Source organism: Frondihabitans peucedani, from assembly GCF_039537585.1.
Lineage (GTDB): Bacteria > Actinomycetota > Actinomycetes > Actinomycetales > Microbacteriaceae > Frondihabitans > Frondihabitans peucedani.
On sequence record NZ_BAABAU010000004.1, the window covers coordinates 336,363 to 358,083 of the forward strand.

Genomic DNA, 21,721 nt, shown 5'->3' on the forward strand with positions numbered 1-21,721 from the left:
CGCGGGCGGGTCCGGTGGTGGTGGGGATGGTGCTGTGCGTTAGGCGCCCGGCGTCGCAGGACGCCGAAGCACCGTGACGGCCTCCGAGAGAGAGGCCTCGTCGCCGACGTTTCCGGCGAAGACGATGTAGGGAAGACCGACCAGAAAGTCCTGGTCGTCGCTGCGGTTGAGCCAGACGGAGACGATCCCGTCGAACAGCTGGCCGGCGACGAGCGCCCGGCGGATGCCGAGACCCTCGGTCGCCGTGTCGCTCGAGGTGATTCCTCCCTTGGCGAGGACCCAGCGAACGGGCGAGGTGGCGACGGCGGCTCGGGTCAGGCTCACGAGGGCACTCGAAACGGTCTGCGCGATCACGAGGCTGTCGTGGCCGCTCGCCGCGACGATCTGCTCCCGGCTGGTGACGAGGAGCACTTCGCCGTCGCGGAGCCCGTCGGCGATGCGACTCTCGCACGAGGCGAGCTCGTCCTCGGCCGTGACGGGGTCCAGCAGGCGCGGCACGGAGGCCTCGACGACGGCGAGGTCGGGGGCGTCGGCGCGGAGCCGAGCGACCTGGCGCGTCGTGAGTTCGACGTGCGATCCGACCACGACGAGGCCGTGACCGGGGCGGTCGCCCTGAGGGAAGATCTCGTCGACACCCAGCGGCCGGCGCGGTTCGATCCCGAGGCGAGAGGCCACGAACGACGGGCCGGTCCGGCAGAGCACACGCGCGCCCGCCTCCTGAGCGCTGAGGAGACCCAGAGCGACGATGTCGAGGTCGCTGGCGTCGAGGGCGTTGACGACGACGGGCACGGCGCCGGAGCATCCGAGCAGGATGTCGCGGACGCGCTCCGGACCGCCTTCCCGGATGTCCTCGAGGCCGATGCTCACCACGCTCGACGCCGGGATCCCCCCGCGAGTCCGCTCCTCGACGTAGTCGCGGATGTCGGAGCTCTCGAAGCCGAACGTGGCGTCGCGGGCGTAGCTCGTCTCCGCTACCGGCACGAGGGCGTCGCCCTCCTGCACGTAGTGGACGTCGCCCGCGGTCACGCGGCCGGCGGCGATGTAGGCGGGGGCCAGCAGCAGGGCGTCGTAGGGACGACCGGCCGCGGCGGCCCGCTCGATGAGGACGTCGGTCTCGAGGGGATAGTGGCCACGCAGCGTCGAGTCGCTCCGCGCGATCAGGGAGTAGTCCTGTCCCGTCTGCGCGGCGACCTCCGAGAGAGCAGACTCGACGGCCAGCACGGTGTCTCGTGCCTCGTCGTCGTTCAGACCCCGGGTATTCGTGAGGATGAAGAAGCCGTCGGCCGGCTGGGCGAAGGCCCACTCGAGATCGGCGCGCGACCAGCGGGTCAGGACGGGAACCCCGTGCACGGACTGGCTGCCGGTCGGATCGTCGTCGAGGACCACGACTCGGGAGTGCGACGACGCGTTGGCGGAGCGGATCCGCGAGCGCGCGTCGGGGAGGACGAGCTGCTCGGGCCAGACGGCACGGAGCTCGCTCGGCGAGGTCGGAAGGACTGTCACGGGAGGTCTACTTCGCGAGTTCGGAGACGCGCTCGGCCAGGAACTCGACGCCCATTCGCGGGCTCGACAGGACGACGAGGCCTGTGCGCTCCGAGAGAACGTCGGCGAGCCGGTTCATGGACGCCTGCGCGAGGACGATGATGTCGACCTCACCGGCCAGGGCGACGGCCTGCTCGATGACGAGAGCGTCGTGCTTCTCGCGGTCTCCGCCCATCAGGACATCGAAGGCACCGGCGGCGAGGCGCTGCTCGATGCTCACCTCACGCCCGAGCTCGAGGGCCTTGGCTGCGATGAGGTCGGAGGTGGGGCCGAGGGTCGTTGGCACGGTGGCGAGGACGCCGATCCTGCTGCCCTCAGTCGCTGCGCGAATGGCCATAGCCTCATCGATCTTGATCACAGGGATATCCACAGCTCGAGCCGCCGCGTCAAGGGTCGGACCAAGCGACGAGCAAGCGGAGAAGATGATGTCCGCGCCAGCGGCCTCGGCGGCCTGGGCGAGGTGAACCATGCGGTCTTCGCTTTTCTGCGAGATGCCCTGCTCTCGAACCACGGTCGCCAGTACGTCAGAATCAACGAAGTGGAGCACCTCAGCGTCGGGCATCATCTCGGCGATGAGATCGTTGATGACCGGCTCCACCGACACGAACACGAAGCTGGTGTGCAAGATGGCGACCTTTTGAGCCATGAGACTCTCCTTTGAGGTATGACGGCAAACGTAAGACAACTGATGATTGACCTTCAAGGAGGCCCTTGTCAAGTCCGTCGACGAATCAGCCCCGGGTAAAGATCAATCCGCATTGAGCTTCGGTGCGATCGCTCTGATCACGGCTGAATCGTCTTCAGCAGAGAGACCTTGGGCTTTGGCAAGCAGAAAAAGTTGTTCAGCCGCTGCAGAGACGGGCGCGGCAAGTCCGAGAGACCGGGTCGCTGTACCGACAATCCCCAGATCTTTGACGAAGATATCTAGGCGACTCATGACTTCCGGAGGGTTTGCGTCGTAGGCAGCCAGCATGCGTGGCCCCCGGTTCGATAGCATGAACGACCCGGCGGCCCCCAGTTCCAGGGCTTCAAGCGCTGCCTCACGCTTCAGTCCCAATGCATCTGCCAGCGCAAGAGCTTCCGCGGCAGCTGCAATGTGAACTCCGCAGAGGAGCTGATTGACCGTCTTCAATGCCTGGCCGTCCCCCGGACGGTCTCCCACGATGGTCAACGTTGACGAGAGCGAATCAAGGACGGATCTTGCCAGTCCGATCGACTGAGGCGTGCCGCCCACCAGGATGAGCAAGTCACCTTCTGCGGCTCGGACAGCGCCTCCAGAGAGAGGAGCGTCTACAAACGAAATACCGAGGTGGTCCAGTCGCATTGCTGTCTCCGGAATTGCAGCCATCCCGACGGTGCTTGTGAGAACGACCACCGCTTCGGAGGTCAGCACGTCAACCACCCCGACAGGCCCGAAAAGAACATCGATCAGTTGCTGCTCGTTGCGGACGGCTATCAGCACGACATCAGCCTCCGCCGCAGCGAGTCGAGCGGACTCATGCACACTCACACCCTCCCTTGCCGCGAGTAGGCGTCTGCTCTCGTTCACGTCGAAACCGTGGACGTCAAAGGACTGTCCGAGGCGGGTAGCCATGGGAAGTCCCATGGCCCCCAGTCCCAGAACAGAAACGCGAGTTGTGTCGCGGGAATGGCTAGTCATCGAGCAGTCTCCAGAATTTGTCAGATGTCGGACAAGTGGCATCGTATCTTTCGCTCGCGCTCCCGGGAATGACCCCTAATATTGAACTAGAAGTCTTTCAACCAAGGGATCGTCATGAGCCGTCAATCATTGGTCGCGATGGTCTCGGATGATCTTCTGGCGCGAATCACGTCGGGAGAATTCCCTCCCGAGTCGACGCTGCCTGGCGAGCAAGATCTGGTCGCTCAACACGACGTCAGCCGAGTCACAGTTCGTGAAGCCGTAAAGACTCTCGAGGCACTCGGAGTTGCCCGCGTCGAACGCGGTCGAGGTACCTTTGTGAATCCGCTCAATCGCTGGACTTCCTTGGAAGCAGTGCTAAGGGCAACATCCACGGAGCACGATGATGGGGCGGCTGCCGTCCAACTCATTGAACTGCGAAAAATGCTTGAGGTCGGTTCGGCAGCACTTGCGGCCGCCCGAATCTCCAGTGACGAGACCGAACAGCTCTCATACGACATCGTCCGTATGCGCCAAGCACATCTGGGTAACGACGTCAGCCTGTTCGTCGAGGCGGATCTCCATTTTCACCGGGTCATTTTGCAGGCCTCAGGAAATGTGTTCGTCTCCGTCCTCCTTGAGCCGCTCTCCCGGATCCTCGCTGCCCGCCGCGAACAAACATCCCGGCTCCCCGAAATTCAAGAGCACGCCATTCACCACCACACTCTCATTTTGGCAGCCCTCAGATCAGGCGACCCTGAAGCATCCCGAGTCGCGATGGACAACCACATGGCGCAAACATTGGATGACCTCCGGGCGTTGGTCCTCAGCGAATCGGAAAACTCCTGAATATCTGAGCTGCTAGCGCCCCATTCGCGCTAGCCCTGTGCCGGCGACGCGTGTATCGAAAGGACGCAGTCTGGATGGGCGCCGGCCAGTTGAAGGCGTTTACGAGTGGTTGTCACCTTCCGGCAAGTTTCTCCAGCGTCGAGAGGGTGAACTGTCGGACGGCCTCTCGACACGCGCGTTCGTACGCCAGCATGTCGTCGCCAGTCGCTCTCGACGCACTCAGCTGCGCCTCCACGGCATCAAAGATGGCTGCACGCAACTCGGTATTGAAATTGATTTTTCCCAGCCCGGCAGCTGGGGCACGCCGCAAGTCCTCATCCGGCAACCCAGATGCTCCGTGAAGGGACAACGGCACGGGGCTCGCTGCTCGGACATCGGAGATGAGCGGCCAATCCAACTTCGGCACGCCCGCGTAGCTGCCATGAACGTTTCCCACCGAGGTGGCCAACAGTTGTGCGTGCGACGACGCTACGAACTCGGCGACCAAGAGCGAATCCGTTTTGCCAGAGGCCTCGACTGCCAGCGAACGGTCCTCGTCGCCGGCGATGCTTCCCAACTCCGCCTCCACGACGACGCCGAGCGCATCCGTCGCCGACCGCACGTGGCGCACAAAGGCCACATTGTCTGCAAAGGGCGCCGCCGAGGCATCTGCAAGAACCGAATCTGCGCCCGCAGCCACCGCGGAGAGGATGAGGTCAAGGTTTGGAGCGTGGTCCAACTGCACAGCCACGGGGACCACCGCGGCATCTGCTAAAGCCCGAACCGCTGCGACAAGCCGCAACCCCTCCTTCATCGAAGCTGTCTTTGGCGTGATGAGAATAATCACGCCCTGACCAACCTCTTCGGCGGCCGATACGACCGCGAGAGCGGTCGTGAAGTCGTAGCAGGTGAAGGCTGGTACAGCCGCCCCCTCGGCCAGGCGCGAAGCTACAAGGTCGTCGAGTCTGATCCGCATTGCTCTCTCACTTAATAGTTGGCGATCCGCAAACCAAGTAATTGCGTGGGCGACGCCCACTCCGGAACCTCACACGGCCCAGTCAGTGGAGACAGATCATCCATGCTGGCTGGCATCGGTCCCACACTGTCCCTATGCAAGCAGACACAGGTCAAGAGCATCGCACTTTCTGAGGCTTCGCAATGACAGTGAAGCGAGGGACTGCTGAGGGTTCGGTTGACTCCGATCGGTAGGAGCATGTGCTCCTGCTGGAAGGATGTTCATCATGGTGAAGGCCTATCCACCGGAGTTCCGGCGTGACGTGATCGCGGTCGCCCGCCGAGGCGAGGCGTCGCATCGACAAGTCGCGAAAGACTTCGGGATCTCCGAGACATGTCTGCAACGGTGGCTTCGAGTAGCCGACCGCGACGAGGGACTCGATCTGGCGTCAGCGTCGACCGCAGCTGCAAAGGCGGCTGAGCAAGCGGCCCTGAAAGAGGCGCAGAAAAGGATCCGGCTGCTCGAGCAGGAGAACGAGATTCTCCGCCGGGCGGCCGCGTATTTCGCTCAGTCCCAGCTCCCAAAATGAGTTACCCGCAGGTCCCCTGACCTTGCCGCTGACGGGGTCCCCGTCACGGTGGCCTGCCGGGTGCTCGGCTTCTCGAAGCAGGCGTTCTATCGGTGGAGGAGCAACCCGGTCAGCCAGCGCGACTGGGACGACGCCCACCTCACGAACGCGGCTCTCGACGCTCATGAGGACGACCCGACGTTTGGGTATCGGTTCATCGCCGATGAGTTGAAGGCCGCCAGCCATCGGACATCGGAGCGACGTGTCTGGCGGTTGTGCTCCCAGCAGCGGCTCTGGTCGCTGCACTCGAAGAAGCGGGGCCTGAACCGCAAAGCCGGCCCACCGGTGCACGACGACAGGGTCAAACGGGAGTTCACGGCACCGGACGTGGACCGGCTCTGGCTCACGGACATCACCGAGCACGAGACGGCCGAGGGCAAGCTCTACCTGTGCGCTGTGAAAGACGCCTGCTCCCGTCGGATCGTGGGTTACTCGATTGACCACCGGATGAAAGCGTCCCTCGCTGTCAACGCGCTTCGGATGGCTGTCGACCGCCGGAGCCCGGCCGGCACCGTGGTTCACTCCGACCGGGGCAGCCAGTTCCGGTCCAAGAAATACGTCCGCGCTTTCAGCGAGGCGGGCCTGCTCGGCTCGATGGGAAGGGTCGGTGCGTGCGCCGATAACGCTGCAATGGAATCGTTCTTCGCGCTCCTGCAGAAGAACGTTTTGAACCGGCGGAAATGGGCCACAAGACAGCAGCTGCGGCTGGCGATCATCACCTGGATCGAGGCCAGCTATCACCGGAAACGACGCCAACGCGGCCTCGGGAAGCTGGCACCGGTCGAGTACGAAGCAATAATCAACCCACAGACCGCAAGCGCGGCCTAGGAAACCGAGTCAACTAAACCCTCAGCAGTCCTACCCGACATTCGCATTCTCAAGATGGATCTGGGATCACGCCTGAGAGGCGGTCTCATCTAGCTTGCGAAGTGACACGCCGACCGGGCGCCGCTACCCCAGCATCCTGAGCCCGCCAGCAGCCCAGCCGACCGGCACGGGGTCGGAGATCGAACCGAGGAAGCCCCCGTCGGCGTCCGCCATATCGAAGGCGAGCAGGACCGGGGCGCCGGTGCGGTCGGGCAGGATCCGCCCGCTGTAGAGCCGCTCCGAGGCGAGCAGGCGCGCTCGGGCCACGTCGACCTCCTGCAGGGGCACCGACACCGGGACGCTCCAGATGCCGCCGGTCAGGCCCTGCGCTCGCGCGGCGTCGCTCAGGGCGGGCGTGTTGCAGGAGAAGAGCAGGACCGCGGCGCCGTCGACCTCGACGAGCTGCGGCACTTCGAGGTGGGCGAATCCGGCGCCCGGGCTACTGAGCGGAGGCTGCAGCGTCCACTCCTCGAGGTCGGGCGAGGTCGCGTGGCCGATCACGCCGCGATCGTCGTCGCTGCCGTGGTCGGCGCGCGCCGTGATCAGCATGTGCCAGGTGCCGGACTCCTGGTCGAGGTACACCCACGGGTCTCGGAACGCCTCTTCCGGCCAGGTCGAGGTGCCCCAGGTCTCGTACCAGCGGGAGTCCGCCCGCACGAGCGGGCCGGGCTGCTTCGTCCAGGTGGTCAGGTCGGGCGAGGTGGCGACGCCGATCGTCTCGACGTTCCCGCCCCCGGGCCGGAACGACGCCCCGGTGTAGAACATCCGCCACAGCCCGTCCCGGCCGCGGACCACGCTGCCGGTCCAGGTCGCGGTCTCGTCGAACTCTCCGTCTGCGCCCGGCGGAAAGATCGGCCCGAGGTCGTCCCACTCGCGGAGGTCGCGGGAGGTCGCGTGGCCGAAGCGCGCGTTCCGGTGTCGCAGCTCGGGGTCGCCGAGGGACTTCGGGGCGTGCAGGTAGAAGAGGTGGAACAGGTCGCCGTCGTCGGCGAGCCAGAAGTCCCAGATCCAGGAGTCCGGAAGAGAGAAGGCCATCGGTGTGTCGTCCAGTCTCGGTCGCGCGCGGTGTCAGGCGGCAGCGGGTGCGGTCAGGGCCTGGCGGAGCGCCTCGACGATTCGGGTCGCGCGGTCGTCGTCGGCCTCCATCCGGTTCGTCAGGAAGGCGAAGCCGATCCGGGCGTCGAGGTCGGCGAAGGCGACCTGCCCTCCGGCTCCGTCGTGACCGATGCTCGACGACCCCAGGTAGCGCCGCGCCTCGGAGTCGAGCTGCACGCCGCGACCCCACCTCGGCCAGGGCGGGGGCGAGGAGAAGACCGGGGCGCCTTCCGATCGGACGACCGCGACGGCCCGAGCCGTCTCGTCGTCCACCAGCCGGACTCCGTCGGTCTCGGCGACGACCGCCGACCAGAACGCGGCGAGCGCGTGCGCCGTCGCGATGCCGCCCGCACCGGGGATCTGCGCGGCCTGGACGTCGGGGCGGTTGAACCCCTCCCCCGGGCCGACGAGCTCGACGGGCAGGGCTCCACCGAGGGTCAGGGCGCGCTGGGGCCAGACGGACGCGCCCGCGTCGATGGCCTCCCGCTGCCGGAGCGTGAGCGCCCGGAGGGTGCGTCCGACCTGCAGGGTGGCCGCGTCTCCGGCGCGATCGGACGGGAGGCCGATCCAGGCGTCGATGCCGAGCGGGTCGGTGGCGAGCCGGGAGAGGTAGGCGCCCGGCATCGAGCCGGTGACGCGGCGGACGATCTCGCCGGTGAGCCACCCGTGCGTGATCGCGTGGTACGCCCAGCCCGAGCCCGGACGCCAGAGCGGCTCCTGGTCGGCGAGCAGGGCGACGGAGCGATCCCAGTCGAGGAGGTCGTCCGTCGTCCAGTCGACGACCGGCGCGGAGAGTCCCGCCCGGTGCGCCACGGCGTCGCCGACGGTGACCTCGGCCTTTCCGGCCCGGCCGAACTCGGGCCAGTAGCGGGCGACCGGCGCGTCGTAGTCGAGGAGGCCGTCCTGCACGAGGCGGGCGATCAGGATCGACATCACGCCCTTCGTCGCGGAGAAGATCACGCTGGGCGTGGCGGACGTCCAGGCCCTGCCGGTCTCGGCGTCGGCGGTGCCGCCCCAGAGGTCGACGACGGTGCGTCCGTCCTGCCGGATCGACAGCCCGGCGCCGCTGGCCCCGTCTTCTGCGAGTGCGGCCTCGAAGGCGTCGCGGACCCCGTCGAACCCGGGCTCGACGGTGCCGGAGGAGAGCGTCTCGGTTGCGGTCATGAGGCGATCAGCCCTTCACGGCGCCCTGGAGGAGCGCCTTGATGAATTGCCGCTGGAAGACGACGTAGATGACGACGGTGGGCAGCATCACGAGGAGCGATGCGGCGAACAGCAGCGGGAGCGCGTCGATGTACTGCCCCTGGAAGGCGCCGAGGGCGCCGGCCGCGGTCCGCTTGTTCGGATCGGAGATCATGACCAGCGGCAGGAGGAACTGATTCCAGGTCCAGAGGAACAGCAGGATCCCGAGCGCCGACAGCGCGGGCGTCGCCAGAGGCATCTGGATCTGGCGGAACTCCTGCGAGATCGAAGCGCCGTCGACCCGGGCGGCCTCGGAGAGCTCCGGCGGGACACCGACGAAGTGAGCGCGCATCCAGAACACGCTGAAGGGCATGTAGAGCCCGATGAGGGGCAGGATCACGGCCCACTGCGTATTGATCACTCCGAACGAGGTCATCTGGTAGTAGAGCGGGATGACGATCGCCTCGAACGGGATCGTGAGGCCGAGGACCATCGCGATCAGGACGATGCGGGCACCGGGGATCCGGAGGTTGCCGAGCGCGTAGCCGGCGAGGGTCGACAGCAGGAGCGTCACCGGGACGGTCACGACCACGATGAACAGGCTCGACAGCATCAGCGGGCCGATGTTGCCCTGCGTGAACGCGGTGGCGAAGTTGCTCCACTGCGGGTGCAGCGGGATCGAGAAGCCGCTCGGGATCTTGTCGGGCGACTGCAGCGCCGCGGTGATCATGCTCGCGAACGGCAGGAGGGTCAGGAGGAGGACGACGACCAGCATGATCCGTCCGAGGACGAGTTCTGTCCGGCTCACGATCATCAGTCGCGCTCCCTCGTGAGTCGTTGGATGGGCAGGACGATGATGAGCACGAAGACCAGCAGGACCACGCCGAAGGCGGAGGCGAGGCCGACCTGGCTCTGCACGAAGGCGAGCCGGAAGATGAAGATGCCGGGCACGAGCGTCGTGGTGCCGGGCCCTCCCTTCGTCGTCGTGTAGATGACGTCGAATGCGCTGAGCGCCGAGATGACGGTGATCGTCGTCAGGACGGCGATCTCCTGGCGGACTCCGGGCAGCGTGATCGTGAAGAACTCGCGGAACCAGCCGGCGCCGTCGAGGCGGACCGCCTCGTAGAGGGAGCCGTCGATCTTGCCCATCCCGGTGAGGAGGAGCACGGTGCAGAGTCCGGTGAGGACCCACGATCCGATCAGGCCGACCGCCGGGAGCGCGGTGCTGAAGTTCGCCAGCCACGAGGTGGTCAGGAAGCCGAGCCCGACGGCGTCGAGGATGGCGTTGATGGTGCCGGTCTGCGCGTACATCCACGACCAGGCGATGCCGGCCGCGACGAGGGGAACGATCTGCGGGAGGAACAGGATGGTGCGGGCAGCGGACGCGAACGGCCCCTGCTTCATGTTCCGCAGGAGGCTGGACAGCGCCAGGCCCGCCACGACGGGGATGCCGGTGAAGAAGACGATCAGGATCAGCGCGTTGAAGATCGGCGTCAGTTGCGACGGATCGGTGAAGATCTCGACGTAGTTGCCGAGACCGACCCAGGTCGCGACACCGATCCCGTTCCAGTCGAACAGCGAGTACTGGATGGCCGTCCCGAGCGGGTACAGGACGAAGAGGGCGTACGCGAGGAGGGCGGGGAGCACCATGAGCCAGCCGACGAGCACGAGCCGACGGCGGGGGCTGCGGCGCCTGCGAGGCGCGGGAGAGGGGCCCGGACGGGCCGGGGCAGGCGTGGCGCCCGCCCCGGCCGGACCGGATTCGGTGATCGAGCTCACTTGGCGGCGAGGTCCTTCTCGTAGAACGCCTGCGTGGCCTTGAGGAACGCCGAGGGCGACAGCTTGTCGGTCAGCAGCAGCTGCTCGTTCGGCTGGAGGGAGCCCTGGTAGATGCCGGCGGTGCTGTTGGCCATGAAGTCGACGAACCCGTCGTCCTCACCGACCTTCGCCGACAGGTCGAGCGCCTGCTTGGTCAGGGTGCCGGACGCGACCGTGGGCAGGGCCTCGCTCGGGTCGCCTCCGGGTGCAGCACCGGTGACGTCGACGACGATCTGCCGGGCCTTCTTGTTGGTGGCGATCCAGTTCAGGAAGAAGGCGGTGGCGTCGGCGTGCTTCGACTTCGAGGGGATGGCGAACGTGTTGCCCGTGCCCATCGCGACGTACTTCGAGTCGGCCTTCACCCCGGGCTGGAGGAAGAACTGCGCCTTGCCCTTTCCGAGGGCCTTGTCGACGTTCGCGGCGTCCCAGTTGCCGTCCCACATGAACAGGCCCTTGCCGGAGGTGAAGTTCGACACCATCGTCGTGTAGTTGATGGCGTTCACGTCGGAGGGCAGGTAGCCCTTCTTCGCCCAGTCCTGGAAGGTCGACGCACCCTTGAGGGCCGCAGCCGTCTGGATCGTCGCCCCGGGCTTGTTGAACATCCAGTCGACGAGCTTCTGCTTGTCGCCGTACTGGTTGATCAGCGCCTGCAGGGTGAAGGTGCCGACGCCGTCCTGCATGCCGGTCTGGATGGGCAGGACGCCCTTGTCCTTCGCCTTCTGCAGGTCGGCCTCGAGCTCGTCCATCGTCGTCGGGACCTCGGTGATCCCGACCTTGGAGGCGAGCTCGTTGTTCATGTAGATGCCGGTGACGGAGTACCCGATGCCGAACTGCCACAGGGACCCGTCGCCGCGCACGCCCTTGGAGTTCATCCTGGCTCCGGCCAGCTGGCCGGCCGGGAACTTCTTCCAGTCGTAGGCGTCGAAGTACGGGTCGAGGTTCGTCAGGAGCCCGTCCTTGACGGTGGTGCCGAGGGTCGACAGACGGATCAGGTCGGGCGCATCGGAGCCGGAGAGGATCCGCGGCGTGTTGGCCAGCAGGTTCTGGAAGCTGTCGCGGGTGAGCTTGAACGTCACGTTGGGGTACTGCTTCGTGAACTCGTCCGCGAGGTCCTGCGTCACGGGGAAGCCGGTCTCGTCGTAGATGTTCAGCGTCACCTTGCCCTTGGGGGCGGAGGTCGAGACCGTGCCGGACGTCTTCGCGGTCGTCGGGCCGCTGCCGGGGGCGCAGCCGGCGAGGGCGAGCATCGCCGACGCCGCCACGACTGCCACGGCGGTGAGTCGCCGGGCTCTCTTGTTCACTGCCATGGGGAACGACTCCTTCGTCGGGTGGGGTTTGGTGAAGAGTGCTAAAAGCATTTAGCCTCGGTAGGTATCGAGTGTCGACCTTGTGCGTTCGCGTGTCAAGGGGGGCGCTCGCAGAACCGCTCTCGGCGTGTCGTCGAGGCATTACACTCGGGGCTCAGGAGGCGATGTGACGGCGAAGCGGGCGACGCTGGCAGACGTCGCACGAGCCGCCGGGCTCTCTCCGACGACCGCGTCGCAGATCCTGAACGGCACTCCGAACGGCCGGTTCTCCGACGACAGCCGCCGACGCGTCCAGGCTGCGGCAGCGGCCCTCAACTACCGTCCGAACATGGGCGCGCGGGCTCTCCGCACCGACAAGTCGCTCACGATCGGCTTCGTCTCCGACGTCGTGGCGACGACGCGATTCGCCAGCGGCCTCATCCGAGGGGCCGTCGAGGCGGCTCAGCAGGCCGGGCACGTCATGCTCGTCGTCGAGTCCGGAGGCGACCGGGCACGCGAGGCCGAGGCGGTCGCGGCGGTGCTCGACCGGCAGGTCGACGGCATCATCTTCGCCACCATGCAGGCCCGCAGGATCGAGACGCCGGCAGTCCCCGAGGGAACGCGGGTGGTCATGCTGAACGCGACCACCGAGCCGCACCGCACGTCCGTCCTGCCCGACGAGCGGGCCGGCGGGCGCCGAGCCGTCGACCTCCTGGCCGAGGCCGGCCACCGGGACGGCATCGCGCTCATCGGCCGAAACCTCGACAGCGAGCGGGATCCGTCCCGCTCCGCGACGGTCGGGCAGCGGACCGACGGCATCCTCGGCCGCCTGACGGAGCTGGGCATCCGGCTCGCTGCCGAGAAGCGGAGCTCGGAGTGGGAGCTCGAGGACGGCTACCGGCTGACCCGGGAGCTCCTGGAGGAGCGGACCGACGTCCGGGCGCTGATCTGCATGAACGACCGCCTCAGCTTCGGCGCCTACCGGGCCTGCCAGGAGTGCGGCCTCGAGGTCGGTCGCGACATCTCCGTCGTGTCGTTCGACGACGACGAGATCGCCTCCTACCTCCAACCGCCGCTCACGACCATCGCGCTGCCCTACCAGGCGATGGGCCGGAGGGCCGTCGACCTCATCCTCGGCGACGAGGAGGCGGGCGGGCAGGTGCTGATCTCGATGCCCGCGATCGTCCGCTCCTCGATCGCCCCGCAGACGGGCTGACGAGCCCGCCTGGCGCATGGCCCGCCTGCCGCGTGTCCCGCCTGCCGCGTGTCCCACCTGCCGCGTGTCCCGCCTGGCGCATGTCCCACCTTCTGGGGCGAGATCGGGCGGCGTCTCTCCAGCACTCTGGTAGTGACCGCTCCTCCGGGGCACGCTCGGCACGCGCAGCAGACGACTGCACGGCCGAGGGGTCCGACGCCTGACCAGCGCCCGGCTCGGGGAGGCGAGGATCAGGAGCGACCATGACGAGCACCTACCTTCCCCCCAGCCGTCCGATACTCCGTGTCGGCGCCGACGGCCCTGCCGCGGCGCCCGACTTCGAGCGCCTCGAGTGGTCGACCGACTGCATGGAGGAGGCCCGAGCCCGCCTCGAGGCCGTGTACGACGGCCGGCAGTTCCGCGCCAAGGCGGGGCCGGAGACATTCGCGTTCCGCTTCGCCTCCTCCGGCGACTCGCGGCTGAGCCTGCAGACGGGGTCGTTCCTCGGGCACATCCAGGGCGTCATCCCGTGGTCGCGCGACTACGTCCTGACCTGGTTCCGGTCGGGCTCAGTCACGGTCGACCACCCGCTCGGGCAGTTCACCAGCGTCGGCGCGCGCCCGTTCCTGCTCCCGACGGAGACGTCGTACTCGTTCTCGATGACGCCCCACCGGCACGGCATCGTCCTGATCGACGCGGCGTTCTTGGAGCGCGTCGCCGCGGAACGCCACGGCCGGCACCCGCAGCGCATCGTCTTCGATCTCGCCGCCGTCCCGACCGATGACGAGGTCGCCCGGTGGCGGGCCGCTCTCGGCGAGGCCACGCCCGTCATCGTGCGCCCCTCGGCGCGACCCGAGGAACGCGAGGCCGCCCAGGCCGCGCTGGTGCGGGCGGTCCTCGACCTGTTCCCCTGGCGCGCCGTCGACGTCCCCGACGTCGTCCGCACCGAACGGACGAGGCGGCTGCGCCTCGCGGTCGAGTTCGTCCACGAGCACGCCGACCAGCAGCTCACCGCCGCCGACATCGCCGGGGCTGCGGACATGAGCGTCCGGACCCTCCAGCAGGTCATGAGCGACAACCTCGGCTCCAGCCCGACGACCTACCTCCGTGACGTCCGCCTCGACCGGGTCCGGCAGGACCTCCTGTCCGCGACCCCCGCCACGGCACGGGTCTCCGAGGTCGCCCGCCAGTGGGGCTTCGGCAACCTCGGACGGTTCTCGTCGGCCTACGTCGCCCGCTTCGGCGAGTACCCCCGCACCACACTCGCAGGCTGACCCACCGCGGCCGAAGACTGGCTGAGCATTCTGGGAGGCCTCTGGGACGAGGACTCGCACGGTGAGGTGTCCAGTACCTCCGCCCGCGACCCCGAGAACGGACCGATGTCCTCCGCACCGCCTCTCCCCCGCACCCCTCGCCCCAGCCACGGAGACAGCGACGGAGACGATCGCAGCGACCGCGACCGCACCGACGACCGCGCAGGATCGGCGGGCACCCGCCGGAGCAGGGTCACCGACGCCGTCCTGGTCGGCCTCGCCGCGACCGCGATCGCCGTCCTCTTCTCGTGGGTCCCGTCGCTCTGGTACGACGAGGCGGCGACCGTCGTCTCGGCCACCCGCTCGTGGGCCGCGCTCGGCCGGATGCTCACCACCGTCGACGTCGTCCACGCGACCTACTACGCCGGCATGCACCTCTGGTTCGACGTCGTCGGGTACTCGCCATTCACGCTCCGACTCCCCTCGGCGCTCGCGACGGGCGGTGCGGCCGCGCTGACCGTCGTCCTGGGCAGGATGCTCGCCACGCGCCGGATCGGACTCCTCGCCGGAGTCGTGTTCTGCGTCCTCCCGCGGGTCACCTGGATGGGCCTCGAGGGCCGCTCCTTCGCCCTCGGCACCCTGCTGGCGGTGGCCTCGACGATCCTGTTCGTGACGGCCGCGAGGCGCAGCGCCCGGCGCTGGTGGATCGCGTACGCGGCCGTCGCGATCCTGAGCTCGGCGGTGTTCCTGTACCTCGTGCTGGTCGTCGTCGCGCACGGCGTCTCGGCGGTGCTCGCCCTGCTGCGAGCCCGGAAGCGGCACGCGGGCCTGCGGGCGTCGGGCTGGGCGACCAGCCGCCCGATCCTGCGCTGGACCCTGGCGGCCGCGCTGACGGTCGTCGCGATCCTGCCCCTGGCCGTGCTGGCCTCGCGGCAGTCGGGGCAGATCCACTGGATCCCGAGGCCGAGTCTGCACACGGTCGAGGAGGTCGTCACGACGCAGTGGTTCTACGAGAACGGCGCCTTCGCCGCGGTGGCGTGGGCGCTGATCCTGATCGGTGTCGTCGCAGCGCTTCGGAGGCCCGGACAGGCCGAGGGGCGGACGGCGCGCGACGTCCTCCTGATCGCAGCGCCGTGGATGGCGGTGCCGACGCTCGGCCTGATCGCCGTCTCGCTGGTGCACACCCCGCTCTACTCGCCGCGCTACGTGACGTTCGGGGCTCCGGCCGCGGCGCTGGCGATCGCAGTCGGGCTCGACCGCCTGCCGTGGCGGCGGGCCGTGCCGCTGCTCGTCGCCGTGCTCGTCGCCCTGTCGCTGCCGACGATCGTCGCCCAGCGCCAGGTCACCGCGAAGGACGACTCCGCCTGGAACCGGGTGGCCGCGCTCGTCTCCCGCGAGCGAGCTCGGGAGCCGCGCGACACGAGGGACGCCGTCGTCTACGGCCCGGTCGATCGGCACCCGCTGACGACATCGCGGATCATCGCCGACAGCTACCCGACGGCGTTCCGCGGACTCGACGACATCGCGCTGCGCACGCCCGCGTCGGAGACCGACCGGATGTGGGCGAGCGACCGCCCCCTCGGCTCGGTCCTCGGGAAGGCGCAGGATGCGCGGTCCGTCTGGCTCCTGACCGGCACGGCGCACGACATCGCGACGACCCTGACGCCCGAGCTGCGGCGCGACGGCTTCCACGTCGGGCAGAGCTGGCGGGTGAGCCGGACGATCGTCGTCCGCTACGACCGCTGAGCCCGAGGCCCCAGCACGAGGCCGGCGGCTAGTCCTTCTTCTTCAGCTTCCGCAGGGCAGAGCCCTTGTGGGCGGCCTTCGCACCGGTCTTCTCCGACTCGACGATGAAGGCCGGCTCGTCTTTCGACGCCGTGAACTTCTGCCCGTCGAACTCGAAGTCGCTGGTCTTCCGCTCTTTGACGACGCCCTGGGTGCGGCCCTGCGAGGTGCCCCACGAGACGCGGTCTCCGACGCTCGGTGTCTCGGCCATGCTCACTCCTCCCACTCGAGATCGGTCGGGGCGACGCCCGCCGGTCCCTGTTCTCCGGCGCTGACCTCGGCGCCGCGCTGCCTGTCGGTCTCCGCCTCGAGCCGCTTCACGAGGTCGTCGTCGACGATCTCGTCGAACTCGCTCTCCACGGTGACAGCCACGATCTGGCTGGCCGGACCGAGGAGGAACGTCGCGTGCCCGACCGACCCGTCATCCTGACGGATCGGGATCTCCAGCGACGCGGCGCTCTCGTTCGCAGCCAGCACCTGCGCGTAGTCGAGCAGGGCCTTGGCGATCGACGAGCCGGTGAGGATCGAGCCGTCCGCGTAGTGGATGAGTTCCATCGCCCCTGCCTATGCCGTCGAGGCTGAACGCTGTACCCCGATCACTGCGGACGAGCGCAGTGGAGACAGGGCATGATGGCTGTCCATGGACGAGAGCCCGACGCGGGATCCGGGGAGCACGCCCGATCGCATCTCCGACCGCGACGAGACCGAGACCGAGCGTCTCGACCGCAACTGGAACGAGCTGCTGCAGGAGCTCCGGGTCACGCAGACCGGGACGCAGCTGCTGACCGGCTTCCTGCTGGCGGTCGCGTTCCAGCAGCGGTTCACGTCGCTCGACGGCTTCGAGGTGGGCGTCTACCTCGTGCTCGTCGCGCTGACCGCGGGCGCCACGATCCTGGGGCTCGCGCCGGTGAGCCTGCATCGGGCGCTGTTCCGTCGCGGCCTCCGGAAGCGGATGGTGCACACGGCGAGCGTGCTGCTCGACGTCATCCTGGTGCTCGTCGCGGCCGCCATCACGGGCACCGTGCTCCTCATCTTCGACGTGGTCGCGGGGCTGACGGCCGGGCTCGTCGCCGCCGGGATCACGGCCGCTGTGGTCGTGGTGCTCTGGCTCCTGGTGCCGCGTCGCGAGCGCAGGGCGTGAGGGCTGCGCAGCCCTGAAGCGGCTGCCCCCTTGCGCGGATCGGCGCCGAGCGCAATGGGTAGAAGCATATTTCTGCCGGCCGTAGGGTCAGACCATGACCAGCCTCTACGAACGGAACGAGACCGTCCCGAGGGCCAGGGTCTCCCACTACCCGCCGCGGAGCCCCCAGCCGCACCTCTCGGCGCCGGCCGAGATCGCGCCCGCATCCGCTCCGTCGGCGGCGCTCGACGTCAGCTACGACGAGTTCATCATCACCGCGTCGATCGCCGTCCTCGCGACGGCCGAAGAGGCCTGACCCGCGCCGGTCAGCCTGACCCGGTCAGCTGACCCGCGCCGATCGGGTGGGCCCGCGCCGATCAGGGCAGCGGGCCGTCGCCCTCCGTCGGACGCGGCTCGGGGATCCACTCGGAGCCGTCCTCGTCCGGGGTCTCGTCGGGGGTGCCGCCCGGCGTCTTCTTCTCGTCGGGTTCGTCGTCGATCGGTCCGCTCAGCGGGTCGGTGTCTCTCTCTGAGGTCATGATGAGCCTTTCGTTCGGTGCCTCGACCGTACGCCGCGACGAGACTCGATGTCCTGGCCGCGGGGTACGCGCCCGTGCTCGCGTCGGCACGCGCCGACGGCGGGAGCGTCAGGCCTCGGCGACGATCCGGAAGGCCCTGACCTCGTCGGTGAAGACGATCCCGGCGACGCTCATGCCGTCCGGCACGCCCTCCTCGAGCTGACGGACGATCCGGGCCTGGGACGTGCTCGTCCGGTCTTCGTGGAGGAGCGTCCCGGCACCGTCGGAGTAGATCGCGTACGCGTGCACGGGGGTCCGTCCGTCGTCGTGAGGCGCACCGGCCGGCACTCCTCGACCACGGCGAGACCTCGGCCGGAGTCCGGGGGTGGTGGCCCCCGTCATCCGAAGCCTAGGCCGCCGGGTCGTCGGCCGCTCAGGGTCGGCCGCGCCTCAGCCCTCGAACCACCCCAGCGGGTGCTGGTCGGCGGTCAGCGTGCGCCGCTCACCGCGAGGCCGCGCCCAGCGGGCCGCGTTGGCCAGCACCCGGCGGATGTCGGGGTGGTGGTACACCGGGTACTCCTGGTCTCCGGGCGAGAAGTAGAAGACCCGGCCGAGGCCGCGCGTGTAGGCCACCCCCGAGCGGAACACCTCGCCGCCGGCGAACGTCGACAGGAACACCTCCTCGTCGGGCACCGGGATGTCGAAGAACTCCCCGTACATCTCCTGCCGCTCGATCCGGATGGGGTGCGGCACGCCCTCGGCGATCGGGTGGCCCGGCATGACCGTCCAGACGAGCTCCCGCTCGCCGTCGTTCCGCCACTTCAGCGAGCACGTCGTGCCCATCAGGCGCTTGAAGACCTTCGAGTAGTGGCCGGAGTGCAGGACGACGAGGCCCATGCCGGCGTGCACGTGGTCGACGACGCGCTGCGCGACCTCGTCGGACACCTCGTCGTGCGCGATGTGACCCCACCAGAAGAGCACGTCGGTCTGGGCCAGCACCTCCTCGGTGAGGCCGTGCTCAGGATCGCGCAGGGTCGCCGTCGCCACGGAAGCCCCGTCGCCGAGGTGCTCGCGGAGCCCCGCGGCCACGACCTCGTGGATGCCGTCGGGGTAGTTCGCCACGACCACGGCGTCGCCGCGCGTCTCGTGGACGAACTCGTTCCAGACGGTGATGCGGATGCTGTCGCTCACAGCGCCTCTCCTTCGACCTCGACCTCGTGGCCCGCGGCGGCCGACGCGTAGATCGCGTCGACGACGCGGCTGCGGTGCAGCGCGTACTCGCCGTAGTGGTTCGTGTACCGCGGGGCGCTCGCGCCCTCGCCCTGGCGGATCGCCTCGAGGAACCCGGCGATGACCGTCCGGTGGTGCCCGGCGGGCACGTGCACGGCGGGCCGCGCGACCGTCGGGACGCCCTCGACGTCCGAGTAGAGCGTCAGCGTGCCCTCGGTCGAGTAGTCGTCGACGTGCAGGCGCGCACCCCCGGTCGAGCCGAGGAGCTCGACCTCGATGTCCTCGTGGTTCTTCGAGTACGACGCCCAGGAGGCCTGAAGCAGGAGGCTCGCGCCGGTGTCGAAGCGGAGCAGCGCGCTGGCGAAGTCCTCCACGTCGAACGCGTGCGTGCCGTCGCTCGACGCGGGCACCTTCGTGCCGCCCCCGCGGCCGCGCCTGCCGAGCTCGTTGTAGGTGACGGCGCTGGCCGTGACGACGCGGGGCTCGCCCATCAGGTGGAGCGCGATGTCGAGCACGTGCGAGCCGAGGTCGATCAGCGGACCGCCGCCCGCGGTCGCCCGGCTGGTGAACCAGGAGCCGAGGCCCGGGATTGCCGAGCGCCGGAGCCAGCTGGCCCTGGCGTGGTAGATCTCGCCGATCGGATCGTCGGCGAGGAAGTCGCCGAGGAACGCGACGTCGGCGCGACGGCGGTGGTTGTATGCCACCTCGAGGACCCGGTCGGCGGCCTTCGCCTCCGCGACCATCTCGGCCGCGAGGTCGCCGGTCGTCGCGAGCGGCTTCTCGCAGAAGACGTGCTTGCCGCTCTGGAGGGCCGCCATCGCGATCGGGTGGTGGAGGTCGTTCGGGACGCCGATCGAGACGATGTCGAGGTCGTCCCTCGCGACGAGATCCTGCCAGTCGGCGTAGAGGTGCGGCACGCCGCGGCTCCGGCCGAGCTCCTCGAGGCGCGCCGGCTCCTGGCCCGCGAGCGCGACCACGGTCGCCCCGGGGAGGTCCGTGAAGGCGTCGAGGTGCGTCGATCCTGCGAATCCGAGACCGATCACTCCGACGCGGAGGTCGTCCGTGCTGGTGTCTGTGACGTTCATGCCTTGATCCAAGCAGTCGAGGCGCCCTGCAGGCGACCGTCCTGCACCGGAGTCGTCGCCAGCAGGAGCTCGCCCGCGGGAAGCTCGAACGGCTCGTCGCCGAACGTCGTGACGGAGGTCCAGCCGTTGGGCCGACGGAACGCGAGGACGTCGTCGCGCCCGGTCTCGATCCACTCCAGGCCGCCGGAGCGGAGCCGGCTGCGGAGCGCGAGCGCGTTCCGGTAGAGGTTCAGGGTGGAGTCGGGATCGGAGTCCTCCGCCTCGACGCTCGAGTCGCCGAACCAGCTCGGCTGCGGGAGGTGGGGCGCGGCGTCGCCGAACCCGAACGACGGACCCGACGTGGTCCACGGGATCGGCACGCGACAGCCGTCTCGGCCCATGTCGACGCCGGGGTTGCGGAAGAACGACGGATCCTGCCGCTCGGCCGCGGGGATGTCGGCGACCTCGTGCAGCCCCAGTTCCTCCCCCTGGTAGAGGTAGGCCGATCCTGGGAGGGCCAGCTCGAGGAGCGTCGCAGCCCTGGCCCGCCGGAGGCCCAGCTCGCGGTCGACGGCGGGCGTCGTGCCGCCGGACAGCAGCCACTCGGCGCCCTGCTTGACCGGGTTGCCGTCGCGCGCGGGGAGGCCGTAGCGGGTCGCGTGGCGGACGACGTCGTGGTTCGAGAACACCCACGTCGACGACGAGCCCGACCGCTCGCTCAGACCGAGGTTGAACTCGATGACGGAGCGGAACTGCGCCGCGTCGAAGTCGGCCTCGAGGAGGTCGAAGTTGAAGGCCTGACCGAGGCCCTCGGCGCTGGCGTAGCGGGCCCGCCGGTCGGCGGCGACCCAGGCCTCGGCGACGGCCGTGCGGGCGGGAGTGTAGGAGTCGAACACCTCGCGCCACTCGGCGTAGATGTCGTGGACGTCGTCGCGGTCCCACATCGGATGGGTGCCGTCGACGGGCATGGCGTCGAGCTCGGCCTGGCTCGGCAGCACCTCGGGGAGGTCTTTGGCGAGGCCGTGGGCGACGTCGATGCGGAAGCCCTGCACCCCGCGGTCCGACCAGAAGCGGAGGGTCTCGAGGAAGTCCGCCCGGACCTCGGGGTTCTTCCAGTCGAGGTCGGGCTGCTCCTTCGCGAAGTAGTGGTGGTACCACTGGCCGTCGCCGACGGGCTCCCAGGCCGGGCCGCCGAAGGTCGAGGTCCAGTCGGCCGGCGGCAGCTCGCCGTTCTCGCCGAGGCCGTCGCGGAAGAGGTACCGCGCGCGGGCGGCGGACCCCTTCGGCGACCGGAGCGCCTCCTGGAACCAGGCGTGCCGGTCGGAGGTGTGGTTCGGGACGATGTCGACGATGCAGCGGATGCCCGCGGCGTCGAGGGCGGTGATGAGCTCGTCGAAGTCGTCGAGCGTGCCGAGCCGGGGATCGACGGCGCGGTAGTCGTCGACGTCGTAGCCGCCGTCGGCGAGCGCGGACGGGTAGAACGGGCTCAGCCAGACAGCGTCGACGCCGAGACTCGCGAGGTACGGCACTCGCCGGGTGATGCCCGGGAGGTCGCCGATGCCGTCGCCGTTCGAGTCTGCGAACGAGCGGGGGTAGATCTGGTAGACGGCCGCGTCGCGCCACCAGGTCTCGTCGGTCGTCGTCGAGGGGCGGGTGGGGAGGGTGTCGGTCATCGAGACGATGCTCCGTTTCGTGCGTCGGGGGTCGGGTCGGGAT

Annotated in this window: 22 protein-coding genes and 1 pseudogene; 7 read left to right on the plus strand and 16 right to left on the minus strand. The window is 68.8% G+C overall.

All coding sequences use genetic code 11. The features are described 5' to 3' along the window. Positions 1–39: 39 nt before the first annotated feature. Genes ABD733_RS15000 through ABD733_RS15010 form a run of 3 tightly spaced genes read right to left on the minus strand, consistent with a single transcriptional unit; the run spans position 40 to position 3,202 of the window. Entirely contained in the window at positions 40–1,503 is a 1,464-nt protein-coding gene (locus ABD733_RS15000) for a four-carbon acid sugar kinase family protein (RefSeq protein WP_344797654.1), read from the minus strand. 7 nt (positions 1,504–1,510) lie between these two features. Continuing rightward, on the minus strand, positions 1,511–2,245 hold the full coding sequence (locus tag ABD733_RS15005; protein ID WP_344797656.1) for an aspartate/glutamate racemase family protein: 735 nt from the start codon (positions 2,243–2,245) through the stop codon (positions 1,511–1,513). Positions 2,246–2,290: 45 nt separating this feature from the next. Beyond that, entirely contained in the window at positions 2,291–3,202 is a 912-nt protein-coding gene (locus ABD733_RS15010; protein ID WP_344797658.1) for an NAD(P)-dependent oxidoreductase, read from the minus strand. 114 nt (positions 3,203–3,316) lie between these two features. Here ABD733_RS15010 and ABD733_RS15015 point away from each other — a divergent pair, with 114 nt between their 5' ends. Continuing rightward, positions 3,317–4,030, plus strand: a complete 714-nt coding sequence (locus tag ABD733_RS15015; protein WP_344797660.1) for a FadR/GntR family transcriptional regulator — start codon at positions 3,317–3,319, stop codon at positions 4,028–4,030. 112 nt (positions 4,031–4,142) lie between these two features. On the opposite strand, the gene ABD733_RS15020 is transcribed toward ABD733_RS15015, so the two are convergent. Then, positions 4,143–4,985, minus strand: coding sequence for a class II fructose-bisphosphate aldolase (locus ABD733_RS15020; RefSeq protein WP_344797662.1), 843 nt, complete (start codon positions 4,983–4,985; stop codon positions 4,143–4,145). A gap of 265 nt (positions 4,986–5,250) precedes the next feature. Between ABD733_RS15020 and ABD733_RS15025 the strand changes: the two are divergent. Then, a pseudogene (locus ABD733_RS15025) lies at positions 5,251–6,420 on the plus strand (IS3 family transposase). 123 nt (positions 6,421–6,543) lie between these two features. Here ABD733_RS15025 and ABD733_RS15030 read toward each other — a convergent pair. The 5 genes from ABD733_RS15030 to ABD733_RS15050 are packed head-to-tail and all read right to left on the minus strand — an operon-like array spanning position 6,544 to position 11,912. Continuing rightward, entirely contained in the window at positions 6,544–7,494 is a 951-nt protein-coding gene (locus tag ABD733_RS15030; protein ID WP_344797664.1) for a glycoside hydrolase family protein, read from the minus strand. A gap of 33 nt (positions 7,495–7,527) precedes the next feature. Then, positions 7,528–8,718, minus strand: coding sequence for a serine hydrolase domain-containing protein (locus ABD733_RS15035; RefSeq protein WP_344797666.1), 1,191 nt, complete (start codon positions 8,716–8,718; stop codon positions 7,528–7,530). A 7-nt stretch (positions 8,719–8,725) separates the two neighbouring features. Then, entirely contained in the window at positions 8,726–9,550 is an 825-nt protein-coding gene (locus ABD733_RS15040; RefSeq protein WP_344797668.1) for a carbohydrate ABC transporter permease, read from the minus strand. Then, positions 9,550–10,506: a carbohydrate ABC transporter permease gene (locus ABD733_RS15045; protein WP_425552939.1), complete on the minus strand. Its 957-nt coding sequence runs from the start codon at positions 10,504–10,506 to the stop codon at positions 9,550–9,552. The genes ABD733_RS15040 and ABD733_RS15045 overlap by 1 nt, the downstream gene beginning before the upstream one ends. 5 nt (positions 10,507–10,511) lie before the next feature. Beyond that, positions 10,512–11,912, minus strand: a complete 1,401-nt coding sequence (locus ABD733_RS15050; protein WP_344797672.1) for an ABC transporter substrate-binding protein — start codon at positions 11,910–11,912, stop codon at positions 10,512–10,514. 115 nt (positions 11,913–12,027) lie between these two features. On the opposite strand from ABD733_RS15050, the gene ABD733_RS15055 reads away from it, so the two are divergent. The 3 genes from ABD733_RS15055 (at position 12,028) to ABD733_RS15065 (ending at position 16,034) form a co-directional block, all read left to right on the plus strand. Next, a complete protein-coding gene (locus ABD733_RS15055) occupies positions 12,028–13,056 on the plus strand; it encodes a LacI family DNA-binding transcriptional regulator (protein WP_344797674.1) in 1,029 nt (342 codons plus the stop codon). 242 nt (positions 13,057–13,298) lie between these two features. Then, positions 13,299–14,309, plus strand: coding sequence for an AraC family transcriptional regulator (locus tag ABD733_RS15060; RefSeq protein WP_344797676.1), 1,011 nt, complete (start codon positions 13,299–13,301; stop codon positions 14,307–14,309). A gap of 105 nt (positions 14,310–14,414) precedes the next feature. After that, entirely contained in the window at positions 14,415–16,034 is a 1,620-nt protein-coding gene (locus tag ABD733_RS15065) for a glycosyltransferase family 39 protein (RefSeq protein WP_344797678.1), read from the plus strand. A gap of 28 nt (positions 16,035–16,062) precedes the next feature. Here the strand turns inward: ABD733_RS15065 and ABD733_RS15070 are convergent, their stop codons facing one another. Both ABD733_RS15070 and ABD733_RS15075 read right to left on the minus strand, forming a co-directional pair. Further along, a complete protein-coding gene (locus ABD733_RS15070; RefSeq protein ID WP_344797680.1) occupies positions 16,063–16,284 on the minus strand; it encodes a hypervirulence associated TUDOR domain-containing protein in 222 nt (73 codons plus the stop codon). 2 nt (positions 16,285–16,286) lie between these two features. Next, entirely contained in the window at positions 16,287–16,628 is a 342-nt protein-coding gene (locus ABD733_RS15075) for a hypothetical protein (RefSeq protein WP_344797682.1), read from the minus strand. 85 nt (positions 16,629–16,713) lie between these two features. On the opposite strand from ABD733_RS15075, the gene ABD733_RS15080 reads away from it, so the two are divergent. Next, positions 16,714–17,214, plus strand: coding sequence for a DUF6328 family protein (locus ABD733_RS15080; protein WP_344797684.1), 501 nt, complete (start codon positions 16,714–16,716; stop codon positions 17,212–17,214). A 94-nt stretch (positions 17,215–17,308) separates the two neighbouring features. Further along, positions 17,309–17,509 carry a hypothetical protein gene (locus ABD733_RS15085; RefSeq protein WP_344797686.1) on the plus strand — a complete coding sequence of 67 codons (201 nt, stop codon included), beginning with the start codon at positions 17,309–17,311 and terminating at the stop codon, positions 17,507–17,509. A gap of 61 nt (positions 17,510–17,570) precedes the next feature. Here ABD733_RS15085 and ABD733_RS15090 read toward each other — a convergent pair whose 3' ends face one another. The 5 genes from ABD733_RS15090 to ABD733_RS15110 form a co-directional block, all read right to left on the minus strand. After that, entirely contained in the window at positions 17,571–17,732 is a 162-nt protein-coding gene (locus ABD733_RS15090; RefSeq protein ID WP_344797688.1) for a hypothetical protein, read from the minus strand. Positions 17,733–17,840: 108 nt separating this feature from the next. Then, positions 17,841–18,113, minus strand: coding sequence for a hypothetical protein (locus ABD733_RS15095; protein WP_344797690.1), 273 nt, complete (start codon positions 18,111–18,113; stop codon positions 17,841–17,843). Positions 18,114–18,161: 48 nt separating this feature from the next. Continuing rightward, positions 18,162–18,902 (minus strand): ThuA domain-containing protein, encoded by a 741-nt coding sequence (locus ABD733_RS15100; protein ID WP_344797692.1) that lies wholly within the window; start codon positions 18,900–18,902, stop codon positions 18,162–18,164. Then, positions 18,899–20,026, minus strand: coding sequence for a Gfo/Idh/MocA family protein (locus ABD733_RS15105; protein ID WP_344797694.1), 1,128 nt, complete (start codon positions 20,024–20,026; stop codon positions 18,899–18,901). Before ABD733_RS15105 ends, ABD733_RS15100 begins: the two co-directional genes overlap by 4 nt. After that, on the minus strand, positions 20,023–21,678 hold the full coding sequence (locus ABD733_RS15110; protein WP_344797696.1) for a glycoside hydrolase family 13 protein: 1,656 nt from the start codon (positions 21,676–21,678) through the stop codon (positions 20,023–20,025). Before ABD733_RS15110 ends, ABD733_RS15105 begins: the two co-directional genes overlap by 4 nt. Positions 21,679–21,721: the final 43 nt, after the last annotated feature.